This window comes from Pseudomonas morbosilactucae, from assembly GCF_023241665.1.
Classification (GTDB): domain Bacteria; phylum Pseudomonadota; class Gammaproteobacteria; order Pseudomonadales; family Pseudomonadaceae; genus Aquipseudomonas; species Aquipseudomonas morbosilactucae.
Genome location: NZ_JALQCX010000005.1, coordinates 200,541 through 213,089, shown reverse-complemented (window position 1 = coordinate 213,089; position 12,549 = coordinate 200,541). Strand labels below are relative to the sequence as shown.

Annotated in this window: 14 protein-coding genes and 1 pseudogene; 9 read left to right on the top strand and 6 right to left on the bottom strand. The window is 64.1% G+C overall.

All coding sequences use genetic code 11. The features are described from left to right. Positions 1 to 58 precede the first annotated feature (58 nt). Positions 59 to 1,450, top strand: coding sequence for an APC family permease (locus M1B35_RS02950; RefSeq protein WP_268261178.1), 1,392 nt, complete (start codon positions 59 to 61; stop codon positions 1,448 to 1,450). Positions 1,451 to 1,469: 19 nt separating this feature from the next. Here the strand turns inward: M1B35_RS02950 and pdxY are convergent. Then, positions 1,470 to 2,341, bottom strand: a pseudogene (gene pdxY / locus M1B35_RS02945) (pyridoxal kinase PdxY). A gap of 116 nt (positions 2,342 to 2,457) precedes the next feature. Between pdxY and M1B35_RS02940 the strand changes: the two are divergent. Beyond that, the gene (locus M1B35_RS02940) at positions 2,458 to 2,850 is read left to right on the top strand and encodes a DUF3301 domain-containing protein (RefSeq protein WP_123327930.1); all 393 of its coding nucleotides are present in this window, start codon (positions 2,458 to 2,460) and stop codon (positions 2,848 to 2,850) included. A 49-nt stretch (positions 2,851 to 2,899) separates the two neighbouring features. Here M1B35_RS02940 and M1B35_RS02935 read toward each other — a convergent pair whose 3' ends face one another. The 4 genes from M1B35_RS02935 to dksA all read right to left on the bottom strand — a co-directional run bounded on the left by M1B35_RS02935 (position 2,900) and on the right by dksA (position 6,299). Further along, positions 2,900 to 3,862 carry a CobW family GTP-binding protein gene (locus M1B35_RS02935; RefSeq protein WP_268261177.1) on the bottom strand — a complete coding sequence of 321 codons (963 nt, stop codon included), beginning with the start codon at positions 3,860 to 3,862 and terminating at the stop codon, positions 2,900 to 2,902. An 85-nt stretch (positions 3,863 to 3,947) separates the two neighbouring features. Beyond that, positions 3,948 to 4,652: a DUF1826 domain-containing protein gene (locus M1B35_RS02930; RefSeq protein ID WP_268261176.1), complete on the bottom strand. Its 705-nt coding sequence runs from the start codon at positions 4,650 to 4,652 to the stop codon at positions 3,948 to 3,950. Beyond that, positions 4,652 to 5,863: a zinc metallochaperone GTPase ZigA gene (gene zigA, locus M1B35_RS02925; RefSeq protein ID WP_268261175.1), complete on the bottom strand. Its 1,212-nt coding sequence runs from the start codon at positions 5,861 to 5,863 to the stop codon at positions 4,652 to 4,654. The genes M1B35_RS02930 and zigA overlap by 1 nt, the downstream gene beginning before the upstream one ends. A 31-nt stretch (positions 5,864 to 5,894) precedes the next feature. Continuing rightward, positions 5,895 to 6,299, bottom strand: coding sequence for an RNA polymerase-binding protein DksA (dksA, locus tag M1B35_RS02920; protein ID WP_123327934.1), 405 nt, complete (start codon positions 6,297 to 6,299; stop codon positions 5,895 to 5,897). Between the two features lie 122 nt (positions 6,300 to 6,421). Here dksA and M1B35_RS02915 point away from each other — a divergent pair, with 122 nt between their 5' ends. Beyond that, positions 6,422 to 6,799: a glutamine synthetase gene (locus M1B35_RS02915; protein ID WP_123327935.1), complete on the top strand. Its 378-nt coding sequence runs from the start codon at positions 6,422 to 6,424 to the stop codon at positions 6,797 to 6,799. Positions 6,800 to 6,886: 87 nt separating this feature from the next. Here M1B35_RS02915 and M1B35_RS02910 read toward each other — a convergent pair whose 3' ends face one another. Next, positions 6,887 to 8,104: an N-acetylmuramoyl-L-alanine amidase gene (locus M1B35_RS02910; protein WP_268261174.1), complete on the bottom strand. Its 1,218-nt coding sequence runs from the start codon at positions 8,102 to 8,104 to the stop codon at positions 6,887 to 6,889. Positions 8,105 to 8,233: 129 nt separating this feature from the next. On the opposite strand from M1B35_RS02910, the gene folE2 reads away from it, so the two are divergent. The 6 genes from folE2 to M1B35_RS02880 are packed head-to-tail and all read left to right on the top strand — an operon-like array spanning position 8,234 to position 12,548. After that, positions 8,234 to 9,130, top strand: coding sequence for a GTP cyclohydrolase FolE2 (gene folE2, locus M1B35_RS02905; RefSeq protein WP_123327937.1), 897 nt, complete (start codon positions 8,234 to 8,236; stop codon positions 9,128 to 9,130). Further along, positions 9,127 to 9,795, top strand: a complete 669-nt coding sequence (locus tag M1B35_RS02900) for a metal ABC transporter ATP-binding protein (RefSeq protein WP_268261173.1) — start codon at positions 9,127 to 9,129, stop codon at positions 9,793 to 9,795. The genes folE2 and M1B35_RS02900 overlap by 4 nt, the downstream gene beginning before the upstream one ends. Continuing rightward, positions 9,795 to 10,661 carry a metal ABC transporter permease gene (locus M1B35_RS02895; protein ID WP_268261172.1) on the top strand — a complete coding sequence of 289 codons (867 nt, stop codon included), beginning with the start codon at positions 9,795 to 9,797 and terminating at the stop codon, positions 10,659 to 10,661. Before M1B35_RS02900 ends, M1B35_RS02895 begins: the two co-directional genes overlap by 1 nt. Positions 10,662 to 10,672: 11 nt before the next feature. Next, positions 10,673 to 11,557 carry a metal ABC transporter substrate-binding protein gene (locus M1B35_RS02890; RefSeq protein ID WP_268261171.1) on the top strand — a complete coding sequence of 295 codons (885 nt, stop codon included), beginning with the start codon at positions 10,673 to 10,675 and terminating at the stop codon, positions 11,555 to 11,557. Beyond that, positions 11,554 to 11,991, top strand: coding sequence for a phosphoribosyl-AMP cyclohydrolase (hisI, locus tag M1B35_RS02885; protein WP_123327941.1), 438 nt, complete (start codon positions 11,554 to 11,556; stop codon positions 11,989 to 11,991). Before M1B35_RS02890 ends, hisI begins: the two co-directional genes overlap by 4 nt. Beyond that, a complete protein-coding gene (locus M1B35_RS02880; protein WP_123327942.1) occupies positions 11,988 to 12,548 on the top strand; it encodes a gamma carbonic anhydrase family protein in 561 nt (186 codons plus the stop codon). Before hisI ends, M1B35_RS02880 begins: the two co-directional genes overlap by 4 nt. Position 12,549 lies beyond the last annotated feature (1 nt).

Genomic DNA, 12,549 nt, shown 5'->3' with positions numbered 1-12,549 from the left:
AAAACGCACTCCCGAGGCTTGGGAGATTCGAGCAAAACGAACGCGTGAGAACAACAACATGCCCAGTGCCAGCCAACGCCCGTCCAGCCATCCCTCCTCCCATGACTTTACCCACAGCGCCCAAGGTACTGCCCTGCGCCGCATCCTCGGGCTACCGGCCCTGGTGTTTTTCGGCCTGGTGTACATGGTGCCGCTCACGGTGTTCACCACCTATGGCGTGGTGACCCAGATCACCGGCGGGCGCACGGCCGCGGCTTATGTAGTGACGCTGCTGGCGATGGTGTTTACCGCACTGTCCTACAGCTTCATGGTCAAGAAATACCCGATTGCCGGCTCGGCCTACTCCTACGCCAGCCTGAGTTTCGGCCCGGGAATCGGTTTTCTCGCCGGCTGGTCGCTGCTGCTGGATTACCTGTTCCTGCCGATGATCAATTACCTGGTGATCGGCCTGTTCCTCAGTATCGCCTTCCCCCAGGTGCCGGCCTGGGTGTTTATCCTCGCCACCATCGGCCTGGTGACGGCGCTGAACATCCGTGGCATCAGCTCGGTGTCGAGCATGAGCAACCTGATCGTCGGCGCGCAGATCGTCTTTGTCCTAGTCTTCGTGGCCCTGGCGGGCCGGCAGTTGCTGGGGGCGGAACAGGTGGACCTGAGCGCCCCGTGGCTGGGCGATGGCAGCCAGGGCGGCCTGATGCCGCTGATGGCCGGTGCGGCGGTGCTGTGCCTGTCATTCCTGGGCTTCGACGCGGTCTCGACCCTGGCCGAAGAGGCCCGCGATCCGCGACGCGACATTCCCCGGGCGATTGTCATGACCACCCTGGGCGCCGGGCTGCTGTTCATCCTCTTGGCCCTGCTCAGCCAGTTGGTGTTTCCCGGCAGCCAGTTCAAGGACCCAGACGCCGCCGCGGGCGAAGTCATGCTCAAGGCTGGGGGGCACTTCCTGGAGATGCTGTTCACCGCCGCCTATGTGGCCGGCGCTGCGGGCTCGGCCCTGGCATCCCAGGCGTCGGTGTCGCGGATTCTGTTCAGCATGGGCCGCGACGGCATCCTGCCACGCCGGGTGTTCGGCACCTTGTCGGCGCGCTTCAAGACGCCGACCACGGCAATCGTCCTGGTGTCCCTGGTTTCGCTGCTGGCGATGGTCATCGACCTGACCACCCTGGCCTCGATGATCAGCTTCGGCGCCCTGGTGGCGTTCTCGGTGGTCAACCTGGCGGTAATCAAGAGTCACCTGGGCAACGGCCAACCCCGCAGCGGCGCCGACCTGCTGCGCTATGGCCTGCTGCCGCTGATCGGCTTTGCCCTGATTGCCTGGCTCTGGACCAGCCTGTCGGCGCTGACCCTGGGCATCGGCTTCGCCTGGTTCGGCGCCGGCCTGGCCTACCTGGCCTGGCACACCGGCGGTTTCAAGCGCCGGGCGCCCACGGTGCAGTTCTCCGAACAGCCTTGAAGGCCCCGCACCGTTTGGCTTAGAGGCTGATCGGCGTGGCTTCGAATCGCACCCGGGGATGGGCGATGCGGTCCTGGGCCCGCACCAGTTCCAGCTCGTAGCTGGCGCAGGCCTGGGTTTCCAGCAGCACTTCATGCACCGCGGCGGCAGTGAACTCGAAGGCCGCCAGCAGGCTGTCCCCCAACAACACCCGGGCCAGGAACAAACCGGACGTGAGGTCGCCCACGCCCACCGGCTGACGGGGGAACGCCAGCAGCGGGCGACGCAGGTGCCAACTGCCTTGGGCTGTCACCAGCAACATCTCAAAGCCGTCCGGCAGCTTGCCGGGGTAATCCAGATGCTTGACCAACACCGCTTTTGGTCCACGGGCCAAGAGCGCGCGGGCCATGGCCAGGCAGTCGAACAGGGATTGCGGTTTGCGTCCGGAAAAGCTGTCCAGCTCCAACTGGTTCGGACAGAGGAAATCCGCCATGGCCACGGCCTCGTCGAGGAGGAAGTCACTGACCTCGGACGGCACGCTGCAGCCTTTTTCCGGGTGGCCCATCACCGGGTCACAGAGGTACAGGGCCTTGGGGTTGACCGCCTTGATCCGCGCCACGCCGCTGAGAATCGCCCTGCCCTGGCCGCGCTGCCCAGGTAGCCGGACAGAATCGCGTCGCAATTGCCCAACTCACCGATCGCGGCAATGCCCTCTACCAACGCGTGAATCTGCTGCGGCGCCAGGACCTCGCCCGTCCACTGCCCATATTGCGTGTGGTTGGAGAACTGCACGGTATTCAACGGCCAGACATTCACCCCGACCCGCTGCATCGGAAACACCGCAGCGCTGTTGCCGGCATGGCCAAAAACCACATGGGACTGGATCGCGAGCAGATGAGGCGTACGTTTCATGCAGAATTTTTCCATAAAACCATTGGAATTCGAGCCGCGCAGTATGCGACTAAACCCATCCTGTACGACAGACCGCGCGCCAGTTAAGCTGGTGCCTCTTCGTTGGAGCCTTGTTCATGCTGACCCTTGGAAACATTTTCGTGCTGATGCTATTGGCCACCGGCGGCGCCTGGCTGTGGCACAACCACGGTTTGCGCGAGCGGGCACTGGAGAGGGTCAAGCAGCACTGCGCCAAGCTGGACATCGAGCTGCTCGATGGCAACGTCGCCTTGAAGCGCATCGGCTTCGTCAAGGACGCCAAAGGCCGGCGACGCTTGGCGCGAATCTACAATTTCGAGTTCACGGTGACGGGTGAAACCCGGCATTCAGGGACCATCACCCAGTTCGGCGCCCACAGTGCGCAGATTGAACTGGCGCCCTACCCCTTCGAAGTGAAAACCCCAGCGCCCAGTGCGCAAGTGATTGAACTGAGCCAGTGGCGCGACGAGCACAACAAGGGCCGGCAGTAAGGCTCGCCCCGCCACGTGCCGGGGCGACGCCTGACTGAAATACCATCCCTTACAAACGGCAGGCCGCCAGGCCGTCTTGCAAGCGGCCCAGATCCTGGGCCTGGTGGAAAATCAGTTCAAGACGCGAATCCCGACGCCATTCACTGGGCTGCCAGTCGATCTCGGCATTGTCCAGGGCGTTGGCCGAACACCAACCATCCGCGCCATGCACCACCAGCTTGGCCCGCCGCCAGTCCAGGCTGTGCAGCCAATCGCGAAGCCGAACAGCGTCGAACTGCTGACTGGGGTGCCAACGCCACCCCACACTCCAACCCTGTTCCTGGGCCTGGCTCAGGCAGATCGGCACGCTCGGGTCGGTCCACACCGCGGGCATCTGCGCCAGGCCCTGGGGCACCTGAAGGTCGGCCACGGCAGCGCTGGCCCGGGCCTGCAGACCCGGCAGGCGGGCCAGCGGCAGTTGCCCTTGGCGGGTCCAGTACAGCGGGCAGTCCGGCAATTGCCGGGCGATCTGCTGCCGCTGGGGTTCATCCAGCCCTTCATCCTTGTTCAGCACCAGCAAGCCCGCACGGGCCAACGCCGCCTGCTGGGCCTGAGGCAAGGGCTTGCCCGCCGCCAGGGCCTGGGCGTCCAGTACCAGGAGCGCCGGCTGGACCGCCAGCACACCGCGCCACGGCGCCTCGCCCAATTGCTTGAGCAACTGCCCGGGGTGCCCGAGCCCTGAAGGCTCGATCAACAAGCGATCCGGCCGGGCCTTGCGCAGCAAGCGCCCCAGACCCACTTGAAACGGCGCGCCGTTGACGCAGCACAGGCAGCCGCCCGCCACTTCGCCGAGGGCAATGCCGTCGTCGTCACGCGTCAACAACGCGGCATCCAGGCCGATCTGGCCGAACTCGTTGATCAGGATGGCCCAGCGCTCCTCGGCCGGTTTCTGGCGCAACAGGTGCTGGATCAGGCTGGTCTTGCCAGCACCCAAGGGGCCGGCAATCACATGGGTAGGAATGTTCTGCAACATGGAGGAAAGGTTTCCACAACGGTGGCCTGTGATCCTACGCGCTTCACCCAGAGGGTGAAAATCCATGAGGCCGATGGCGCGCCCTTCAGCCCAGCCAGTCGAGGGTCAGGATCAAGCGGCGCTCACCCGGCGCCGGTTGCGGCGAGCGGTGAATCAAACCAAACCCTTCATTGCCGTGCCACTTTTCGCCCTTGAACAACGCCACAGCGCCGCTGGCAATCTGCTGGATCTGCCCCGCGTCCTCAGGCTCGGCGGCGGCCTGCCCCAACTGACGCCGGTCCATGGCGCCTTCCTTGAGCCACTGGCTGCCGACCCCGGCATAAGTGGTGATCAAGCGCACCGGCACATGGTCCACGTGAAAGCGCGGGCACATGGCCTTGTCCAGCACCCGCAAACGCAGGCCCACACGCCGGGCCCCCAGCAGGCAGGCAAAAGCGCTGACCAGCCAGGCCACATCGGCGATAAACCCCTCATACCCTTCCAAATCGCTGAAGCCCGAAGCCAGGCCGCGCAGGTCGGGTTCGGCCTCGTCGTCAGCAATCTCCAGGGACAGGGATTGCGCCAAGGGCTCGTTCAACGACAGCAGCAACTCGCCAAAGTCCGCAATGTGTGCCGGCAATTGGCGCTGCCAGAGCGCCAGGTTGATCTCATCGTCCAGCACCTGGGCCAGCACGGCCGGGGCATCGCCCTGCACCTGGCGGCGAACGGTCGTCGGCTCGGTCTGGAGCACCAGCACCCCAGCCGATCGAACCGCCGGCAACGGCAGGATGGGTGTATTCAGGGTCAACATCAGGCCGCCACCCCCTCGTCGTGCCAGGGGCCAAAGGGGTCCGCCAGAAGGCTCCAGGCTTCGGCACCCAGGGCCATTTCCGCGTCAGTCAGCAGACAGGCATCCAGCTCGGCGCTGAGCTGCGAGAAGTCGATGTTCTGGCCGATAAACACCAGTTCCTGACGGCAGTCGCCCGTGGCGGGAAGCCAGTTCTGCATGATCGCCGCGGTACTTTCCGAATCATGGGGCCAGTGCTGCTTGGGCACAAACCGCCACCAGCGCCCGGCAAAACCATGGCGCATCAAGCCGCCAGCCTGGGACCAACTGCCCGCGTCCTGGTGTTTGCTGGCCAGCCAGAAAAAGCCTTTGGAACGCAGGAGTTTGCCGTTGATCCACGGGCGATCGATAAAGTCGAAAAAGCGCTGCGGATGAAACGGCCGCCGCGCCCGATAGGCAGTGGAGGCGATGCCATATTCTTCGGTTTCCGGCACATGCTCGCCGCGCAGTTCCTGGAGCCAGCCCGGCGCCTGGGCCGCACGCTCAAAGTCGAAACGCCCGGTGTTGAGGATCCGCTCCAGTGGCACCTGGCCCATGACCATGGGAATGATCTGCGCCTGGGCGTTGAGACGCTCGAGGATCGCCATCAACTCCCGGCGTTCGTCGCTGCTGATCAGGTCGATCTTGCTGATCAGGATCACGTCGGCGAACTCGACCTGCTCGATCAGCAGATCGGTGATCGAGCGCTCATCCTCCTCGCCCAGGGTTTCGCCCCGGGAGGCCAAGCTTTCAGCGGCCTGGTAGTCGAGCAGGAAGTTCATGCCGTCGACCACGGTGACCATGGTGTCGAGACGCGCCACATCGGCCAAGCTCTGGCCTTGCTCGTCACGAAAGGTGAAGGTTTCCGCCACCGGCAGCGGCTCGGAAATCCCCGTGGACTCGATCAGCAAATAGTCGAAACGCCCGTCCCGGGCCAGCTTGCCGACTTCTTCCAGCAGGTCTTCGCGCAGCGTGCAGCAAATGCAGCCGTTGCTCATTTCCACCAGCTTCTCTTGCGCGCGATTCAGGCTGACATCGCGCTGGACTTCGCTGCCATCGATATTGATTTCGCTCATATCGTTGACGATCACCGCCACCCGCAGGTTGTCGCGGTTACGCAGGACGTAGTTGAGCAAGGTGCTTTTACCGGCGCCGAGAAAGCCGGACAGCACGGTAACGGGAAGACGGTCGGTCATCGGGGGTTCCTCATCAGGGAAGGTGGCTGGATCAAAACGCTCGTTGATGGCGTTCGCGCAGCTCTTGGCGTTCTTTGGCTTCGATACACAGGGTGGCGGTGGGGCGCAGCAACAGGCGCTTGAGACCGATGGCTTCACCGGTGTCGCGGCACCAGCCGTACTCGCCCCGGACCAGGCGTTCGAGGGCCTCGTCGATCTTGTCCAGGAGCTTCTTTTCCCGCTCCAGCAAGCGCAGCTGCCACTGCCGCTGCTCTTCGGCGCTGCCGATGTCAGCCGGGTCGCTCTGGGGTTCATGCTCACGCAAATCCTCGAACTCGCCGGCGATGCGCGCTTGCAGTTCAGTGCGCTGGGCCAGCAGCAAATCGCGGAAATAGCCTTGCTGAGCGTCGTTCATGTAGTCCGCTTCGGGTTGGGCGAGCAGCTCTTGTTCAGTCATGGCGGGTCACGGATCAGGTTTTATTTTATGTTATATTATAACAATACAAATAAGCCAATCCTCTCTTGCCGACCGCGACGAAGGGCGCGATGCTGGCGCCCTCTTGCTTCCCGAGAACACCGATGCGCCCTGCCCTGAACTACCTGCTGCCCGGGCTCTTGCTGCTGGCCGGACCCGCCGCCGCGCAAATGCCCAGCCTGACGGCCACCTGCACCCGCAGCGCCAACCTGCTGGCCTGCGTCGACCCGCTGGGCAACGCCTACAGCGTGGCCACCGCCGGCAGCACCACGTACCTGCGGGGTTTCGAGGTAATCGGCAAGCGTTACTGGGCACAAACCAACAGCCGCTACGGGCAACTGACGTTTTTCACTGGCCTGGCCTCCGACGGTGAAGCCTGGGTGGGCTACAGCCAGCGCATCGGCTGGACCACCCGCAACCGCTTCTCCAGCTCCGGCGGCAGCAGCAGCCAATTCACCTGCAGCCGCATCACCGGCTGCTAAGCCCCCGTCACCCCACCTGCCCCCATGTAGGAGCTGGCTCGCCAGCGATAGCGCCCTCAAGCCCAGCCCAAAACCCAAAGCCGGCTCCTACGCGAGGCGGTTGTTTTTTGTGTCCTGGAGCCAGGCCAGGTAACTGTCCGCTGGCGGATTTTTCTGGAAGTAGCGCTGCAGACCGGTAAACAGGCCATCCGCGATTGCCTGTTGATGCCGCGCCGTCACCAGCCGCTGGCTGTCGCGAACGTTGGAGATAAACCCGGTTTCCACGAGGATCGACGGCACATCCGGGGACTTGAGCACGGCAAAGCCAGCCTGTTCCACACGCTTCTGATGCAGGCTGGTAATGCCCGACAGGCTGTCCAGCACGCTGCCGCCCAATTGCAGGCTGGAGGCAATGGTGGCGTTCATCGACATGTCGAGAATCACCCCCGCCAGCATCGGGTCCTTGTCCTTGAGGTTGAGCAGGCGGGTGGCGCCCAGCAGGTCGGCGTCGTTTTCCCGCTGGGCCATAAAACGCGCAGTGGCCGAAGTGGCGCCGCCTTCGGACAGGGCAAAGACCGAGGCGCCAGAGGCAGTCAGCCGCGGCGCCGCATCGGCGTGCACGGAAATAAACATATCGGCCCTGTGCTGGCGGGCGATCTCCACCCTTTTACGCAGGGGCACAAAGAAGTCGTCGTTGCGCACCAGCTTCACGTCGAAGCCTTTCTCGCGCTTCAGGCGCTTGGCCAGCAACTGGGCGATGGACAGCACCACGTCTTTCTCCCGCTCGCCACGGGCGCCCACCGCACCCGGGTCCTTGCCACCGTGGCCGGGATCGACCACCACCATGATGTCGCGCTTGGCATGGGCCTGGCCCTTGGGGGCAATCGAAGCGATCACCGGCGCAGCCGCCATTGGCGCCGGTGGCGCGGCGCGATGGGACAAGTCCAGCACCAGTCGATGGCCCTGGCCATCCTGGGGCGGCAATAAAAAGCTGTTGAGCTGCAGCGGCTCGCTCAGGTCGAGCACGATGCGCGTGGCGCCCTGGCCAACGTGCCCGGAGCGAATCGCCCGGATCGGCGTATTGGCCAGTTCCAGTTGACTGAAGTCGCCGCGCAGTTGGGCGCCGCTGAGGTCGATGATCAACCGCTCGGGCGCCGTCAGGGTGAAGGTCTTGTAGAGCACCGGGCCGCTCAGGTCGAGGACCAGTCGCAGCTTGTCAGCCGAACGCCAAAGCCGGGCGTCGCGAATCTGCGTGGCACTGACTCCCAGGGGCAACAACAGGGCCGAACCGGCCAACAGCAGGTTGAGCAATTGACGTCTGTGCATGGCATGTACCGCGAATGGAGGGAGCGTCCGTACTCACAAGGGCTGGGCAAAAAACCTTCAGGAAAAGATTCCATCATGTGTATTGTTATAATATAACATGTCGAATTATTTCCAACGATGGACCTGCTCATGAATGCGCTGACTCTGCCGGATATCGCCGCGCAGGCCTCACGCCAAGCCTTGCCCCTGGATTGGGTGGGCATGTGCGGCATTGCCCTACCTGTGTTGATCGACGGCCAGCGCATCGCCGCCACCGCGGACGCGGGCGTCAGCCTGGACGATGGCGAAGCCCGGGGCATTCATATGTCGCGGCTGTACCTGGCCCTGGAGAGGCTCGAACAGCACGCCTTGACCCCCGCCCTGCTGCGCCAGGTATTGCAGCGTTTCCTCGACAGCCATGAAGGTTTGTCCAACCGTGCTTACTTGCGAATTCACGCGGATCTGCTGCTTAAACGCCCGGCCTTGGTCAGCCCATTGAGCGGTTGGAAAAGCTACCCGGTGAGCATCGAAGCGCGCTTGGAAAACGCAATGTTCCACGTGGAACTAAAAATCGACGTCAGTTATTCCTCCACCTGCCCCTGCTCCGCCGCCCTGTCCCGGCAGTTGATCCAGCAGCAATTCGCCGAGGATTTCGCCAATCAGACGCTGCATCACGACGCGGTTCTGGACTGGCTGGGCTCGACACGCGGCATCGTGGCCACGCCCCACAGCCAACGCAGCAGCGCTCAGTTGCAACTGCGCTTGCATGAACATGTAACCCAACTGCCGCTGATCGCGCTGATCGACGACGCCGAACAAGCCCTCGGTACCGCCGTGCAAACCGCCGTGAAACGCGCCGATGAGCAAGCCTTTGCCCTGGCCAACGGACAGAACTTGATGTTCTGCGAGGACGCCGCCCGCCGTTTGCACCTGGCCCTGAAACGCGCCCCCGGGATCAAGGCCCTGCGCCTGCGAGTGGTCCACGCGGAAAGCCTGCACGCCCACGACGCCGTGGCGCAAAGTGCCTGGAACTGGGACGCGCCATGATTCGTTGCGAAGGAGTGCAGTGGGGGCCGCCGGGCCAGCCACTGACGCCCCCCCTGGACCTGAGCCTGGAACCCGGCAGCCTCAACGCCATCATCGGTGCCAACGGCTCGGGCAAAAGCAGCCTGCTGAAGGTGTTCGCCGGTTTGCAGAAGCCCCTGCGGGGCAAGGTCCGGCTGGCGGTTCCACGCCGCGAAGGCCTGGCGTACTTGCCACAACAACAGCACCTGGACCGGCAGTTTCCCATCAGCCTGCAAGAGCTGGTGGCCGCCGGGCTCTGGGGCAATAAACAGCCCAGCCAAGTGCGCGCCCAACGCCTGCGCCTCGTGCTGGAAGACTGGTGCCTGAGCGGCCTGGAGCAACGCCCGTTAATGGCGCTCTCCGGCGGTGAGTTGCAACGGGCATTGTTGGCCCGTTTGAGTCTGGCCGATGCCCAGGTGTTGCTGCTGGACGAACCCCACGCGGCCCTCGACGAACTGGGCCAGGGGTTGCTGTGGAAGCACATCCACCAGTGGCAAGCCGAAGGCCGTACCCAGTTGGTGGTCTGCCATGACTTGGTCAGCGTGCGCCAACAAATCCCTCACACCCTGCTGTTGAAAAGCACCGGTTGCCTGTACGGCGCCAGCCAACAACTGATCGCCCCACAACTGCACATGTGGGTGGCGTGATGCTGCTCGCCACCCAACTCTGGCAACCCTTCCACGAATTTGTCTTTATGCGCCGGGCCTTGCTCGGCGGCTTGGTGCTGGCCTGCAGCATCGCCCCGTTGGGGGTGTTTCTGATTCTGCGACGCATGAGCCTGATCGGCGACGCCGTGGCCCATGGGATCTTGCCGGGTGCGGCACTGGGCTTCTGGTTCGCCGGGCTAAGCCTGCCGGCGCTGACCTTGGGCGGCCTCGGTGCCGGCCTGGGCCTGGCCGGTCTGGCGGCCTGGATTACCCGCCGCACCGGCCTGCGGGAAGACGCCAGCATCGCCGCGCTCTACCCCATTTCCCTGGCCGGCGGCGTGCTGATTTTAGGCCTGGCCGGCAAACGCCTGGACTTGCTGCACCTGCTGTTCGGCTCGGCCCTGGCCGTGGATGGCCCGACTCTCAACGGCATGCTCTGGGTCTCGGGCTTCAGCCTGCTGGCCATGGCGCTGATCTACAAACCGCTGCTGCTGGACACCCTCGACCCGCTGTTCCTGCACAGCGTCAGCCGCCTCGGCCCACTGGCCCACGGCCTGTTCCTGACCCTGGTGGTGCTCAACCTGGTGATCGGCTTCCAGGCCATCGGCGCGCTGATGGTGGTCGGACTGATGATGCTACCGGCCGCTGCCTCACGTTTCTGGAGCCGGCGTCTGCCAGTGTTGATCGCCATCGCTGCGGTGCTCGGCTGCACCTCGGTCTGGCTCGGCCTGTTGCTGTCGTTCCATTACTCGCTGCCCAGCGGCCCGGCCATCGTGCTGGTGGCGGGTGGCCTGTACCTGCTGTCTGTGGTGTTTGGTCCGGTGCACGGCTTGCTGCGCCGCCCGCCTTTGTTCACATCCCCATGAGGTGTTTCCCGATGCGCGCTTTACTTGTGCTGTTCAGCTTGCTGCTGCCGCTGTCATTGTCGACTGCCCAGGCTGCGGAAAAACTCCAGGTGGTCACCAGCTTCAGCATCCTGGCCAACATCACCCAGCAGATCGGTGGCGAGCATATCCAGATCACCAACCTGGTCGGGGCGGATGAAGACGCTCACACCTACGAACCCTCGCCCGACGATGCCAAAGCCCTGCTCAAGGCCAAGTTGATCATCAAGAACGGCCTAGGCTTCGAGCCCTGGCTGGACCGCCTGGTGGCCAGCACCGGCACTCAAACGCCGGTGATCACCGCCAGCCGCGGGGTGATTCCGCGCAGCCTGGAAGAGGACGGCGAAACCATCCCCGATCCCCATGCGTGGCACAACCTGGCCAACGTCGAACTCTATGTGAACACCATCACCAAGGCGCTGATTGCCGCCGACCCGGCCGACCAAGCCGACTACCAGCGCAACAGCCAGGCCTACCTAAAACAGATCTATCGCTTGCTGGCCGAAGCCAAGGCCAAGTTCGGCAGCCTGCCTCCGGGCAACCGCAAGATCGTCACCTCCCACGACGCCTTCGGCTATCTGGGCCAGGCCTACGGCATCGACTTCATGGCGCCCCAAGGGCTGTCCACCGAGCGTGAACCTTCGGCCGCCGAAGTGGCGGCGCTGATCACCCAAATCCGCCAGGCCAAGGTCAAGGCGGTGTTTATGGAAAACATCAAGGATGCGCGCCTGCTCAAGCAAATCGCCGAGGAAAGCGGCGCCCATATCGGCGGCACTCTGTACTCCGATGCCTTGGCGGCCAAGGGCCCGGCCAGCACCTTCACCGGTCTGTTCGAATACAACCTCAACACCCTCTACGACGCCCTGAGCCAACCATGACCCGGCCTTCGCCGCTGTCGATGCTCGACCTTGAAGGTGCCACCCAAGGCAGTCGCTGGCCCCTGCCCGCCGTACTCGATGCCCTGCCGTGGAACAGCGATGGCCTGATTGCCGCCATCGCCCAGCAACACGACAGCGGCGAGGTGCTGATGCTGGCCTGGGTCAATCGCCAGGCCCTGGAAGAGACCCTCGCCAGCGGCCAGGCCTGCTACTGGTCCCGTTCGCGCCAGCGACTGTGGCGCAAGGGCGAAAGCTCCGGCCACCGCCAGCGCCTGATCGAAGCCCGCCTGGACTGCGACGGCGATGCCGTGTTGCTGCTCGTGGACCAGCAAGGCCCGGCGTGCCACACCGGCCGCCCCAACTGTTTCTACAACGCCATCCGGGGTGGCGCGGTGGAAGTCATCAGTGCCCCCATTGAGGAATCCCCAACATGATCCGCAAGAACCCTTCCGGCGATCTGCCGGTCATCGCCGAATCCGCCTACGTCGACAAGACAGCCATCATCTGCGGCAAGGTGGTGATCGGCGACAACGTCTTCGTCGGCCCCTATGCGGTGATCCGCGCCGACGAGGTGGACGCGTCCGGCAGCATGGAGCCCATCACCATTGGCGCCAATTCCAACATCCAGGACGGCGTGGTGATCCACTCCAAATCCGGCGCGGCCGTGACCATTGGTGAGTTCACCTCCATCGCCCACCGTTCCATCGTCCACGGCCCATGCCAGGTCGGTGACCGGGTGTTTATCGGGTTCAACAGCGTGCTGTTCAATTGCGTGGTGGGCGACGGCAGCGTGGTCCGCCACAACTCGGTGGTGGACGGTCGCGACCTGCCGCCCGGCTTCTATGTGCCCTCCACAACCCGCATCGGGCCCAAGACCGATCTCGCGCAATTCCCACCGGTGAGTGTCAGTGCTTCGGAATTTTCCGAGGACGTGGCGCGCACCAACGTCGACCTGGTCCGTGGCTACAAGGCCCTGCAGAACGAGTTTTAAG

Coding starts and splice junctions, on each gene's coding strand:
- M1B35_RS02930 (WP_268261176.1), bottom strand. CDS start 4,652: ATGTTGACCCTGAATACACCCATCCTGCCGTTGCCGGCGGTTCGATCG.
- M1B35_RS02940 (WP_123327930.1), top strand. CDS start 2,458: ATGCTGACCCTTGGAAACATTTTCGTGCTGATGCTATTGGCCACCGGC.
- M1B35_RS02880 (WP_123327942.1), top strand. CDS start 11,988: ATGATCCGCAAGAACCCTTCCGGCGATCTGCCGGTCATCGCCGAATCC.
- M1B35_RS02915 (WP_123327935.1), top strand. CDS start 6,422: ATGCGCCCTGCCCTGAACTACCTGCTGCCCGGGCTCTTGCTGCTGGCC.
- M1B35_RS02895 (WP_268261172.1), top strand. CDS start 9,795: ATGCTGCTCGCCACCCAACTCTGGCAACCCTTCCACGAATTTGTCTTT.
- M1B35_RS02950 (WP_268261178.1), top strand. CDS start 59: ATGCCCAGTGCCAGCCAACGCCCGTCCAGCCATCCCTCCTCCCATGAC.
- dksA (WP_123327934.1), bottom strand. CDS start 6,299: ATGACTGAACAAGAGCTGCTCGCCCAACCCGAAGCGGACTACATGAAC.
- M1B35_RS02890 (WP_268261171.1), top strand. CDS start 10,673: ATGCGCGCTTTACTTGTGCTGTTCAGCTTGCTGCTGCCGCTGTCATTG.
- M1B35_RS02935 (WP_268261177.1), bottom strand. CDS start 3,862: ATGTTGCAGAACATTCCTACCCATGTGATTGCCGGCCCCTTGGGTGCT.
- folE2 (WP_123327937.1), top strand. CDS start 8,234: ATGAATGCGCTGACTCTGCCGGATATCGCCGCGCAGGCCTCACGCCAA.
- M1B35_RS02900 (WP_268261173.1), top strand. CDS start 9,127: ATGATTCGTTGCGAAGGAGTGCAGTGGGGGCCGCCGGGCCAGCCACTG.
- zigA (WP_268261175.1), bottom strand. CDS start 5,863: ATGACCGACCGTCTTCCCGTTACCGTGCTGTCCGGCTTTCTCGGCGCC.
- M1B35_RS02910 (WP_268261174.1), bottom strand. CDS start 8,104: ATGCACAGACGTCAATTGCTCAACCTGCTGTTGGCCGGTTCGGCCCTG.
- hisI (WP_123327941.1), top strand. CDS start 11,554: ATGACCCGGCCTTCGCCGCTGTCGATGCTCGACCTTGAAGGTGCCACC.